Here is a 1648-nt window from a genome sequence, read left to right on the forward strand (position 1 = left end):
TCCCCGTCAGGCGTCCTGTGTCTGCGGCGTGGCGTCGCCCGTGTCGAACGCCTCTGCCGCCGGGCAGGCCACGCGCAACGCGCGGATGGACCGCGCCATGCCGGTGGCTTCGTCCACGTCCAGCAGCACGCCGTTCAGCGAGCCGCGCCCCGTGGCCGGGCGAAAGCGCTGCGGCAGCCGGGTCAGGAAGCGGTCAACGATGACCTTGTGGTCCATGCCCAGCACGGATGCCTCCACCCCGCACATCCCCGCATCGGTCAGGTAGGCGGTACCACCGGGCAACAGCATGGCGTCGGCGGTCTGCACGTGGGTATGCGTGCCGATGACCGCGCTGACCCGGCCATCCAGAAACCAGCCCAGGGCCTTCTTTTCGCTGGTGGCCTCGGCGTGGAAGTCCACCAGACGGACGACAGGCGGACCCTCTTCCGCCTCCAGCCGGGCCAGCAGGGTTTCCGCCGTGCGAAAGGGGCAGTCCAGCGGGTCCATGTAGGTGGTGCCGCACAGGTTCAGTACCGCCAGGCGATTCCCGCCGGGCAGGTCGTACACGCCAAGGCCTCGCCCCGGCGCTCCCGCCGGATAGTTGGCGGGCCGCAGCAGGCGCTGTTCCTTGTCCAGCGCGCCGTACAGGTCGCGGTGCTTCCATACGTGGTTGCCGGTGGTCAGGATGTCGATGCCCATGCCCAGCAGTTCGCGCAGGGTTTCCGCCGTCAGGCCGATGCCGCCGGAGGCGTTTTCGCCATTGGCGATGACCACGTCGGCAGCGTGCTCGCGCCGCAGGGCGGGCAGCAGTTCCTTCAGGGCCTGCCTGCCCGGCTTGCCCACGATGTCGCCGAAAAAAAGGATACGCATGGTTTGCTGTTCCGTGTGCTGTGTAACGACCAACGCGAAAGTTATCGTTTCCGGCAAGGAAGGGCCTCACGCCGCCGGAAACGGAAAGACCGCGTTGGATCAGATGAGATAGGCGTCGTGCTCGCTGCCCGCGACAAGCCCTTCCGCCCGCTCCGGGATGCGTACCAGGGCATGCGCCCCGGTGAGCGTGTGCAGCAGGCCGGACTTGCCCAGCAACGGCACGGCGGACGGCGGCACGGCAACGCCTCCGCCCTGCCCTGCGTCTCCAGGTTCGCAGGGCGCGGGTTCGATGCGCACCCGCACCCAGTCCTCGCGCCCCTGCCGCGACGCCACGTTGCGCGCCAGGCGCACCCGCCGCGCGGGCCACAGAGACCGGTCGAAGGCATCGGCCCGGCCGGAAAGGTGATGCAGGAAGGGCACCCCCAGCACGAACATGACCACCTGGGCAGAGGTCACCTGCCCGGGCAGGCCCCACACGGCACGACAGCCGCCGCCATCGCCGTCCTCTCCTTGCACACGGGCAAGGATGGTCGGCTTGCCGGGGCTGATGGCCACGCCGTGGGCCAGCAGTTCCGCCCCTTCGATGCGCGACAGCGCGGCCACGGTCAGGTCGCGCACCCCCACCGAACTGCCGCCGGACAGCAACACCACGTCGGCGTCACGCAGCCCCTCGCGCAGGGCCGCTTCCAGCGCGTCCAGTTCGTCGGGCACGATACCGAGACAGCGCGCCTCGCACCCGGCCCGGCGCACCAGCGCGGCCAGGGTGTGGCTGTTCACGTCGCGCACCTGGCCGGGCCGG

At 70.2% G+C, this 1648-nt stretch carries 2 protein-coding genes; both read right to left on the reverse strand.

The window, feature by feature from the left end; genetic code table 11:
* Positions 1 to 6: 6 nt before the first annotated feature.
* Positions 7 to 849, reverse strand: coding sequence for a TIGR00282 family metallophosphoesterase (locus FVW27_RS14915; protein WP_167126588.1), 843 nt, complete (start codon positions 847 to 849; stop codon positions 7 to 9).
* A 99-nt stretch (positions 850 to 948) separates the two neighbouring features.
* A partial coding sequence (locus FVW27_RS14920; protein ID WP_243838489.1) for a molybdopterin-binding protein occupies positions 949 to 1648 on the reverse strand: 700 nt, incomplete at its 5' end.

Source organism: Nitratidesulfovibrio liaohensis (genome assembly GCF_011682075.1).
Lineage (GTDB): Bacteria > Desulfobacterota > Desulfovibrionia > Desulfovibrionales > Desulfovibrionaceae > Cupidesulfovibrio > Cupidesulfovibrio liaohensis.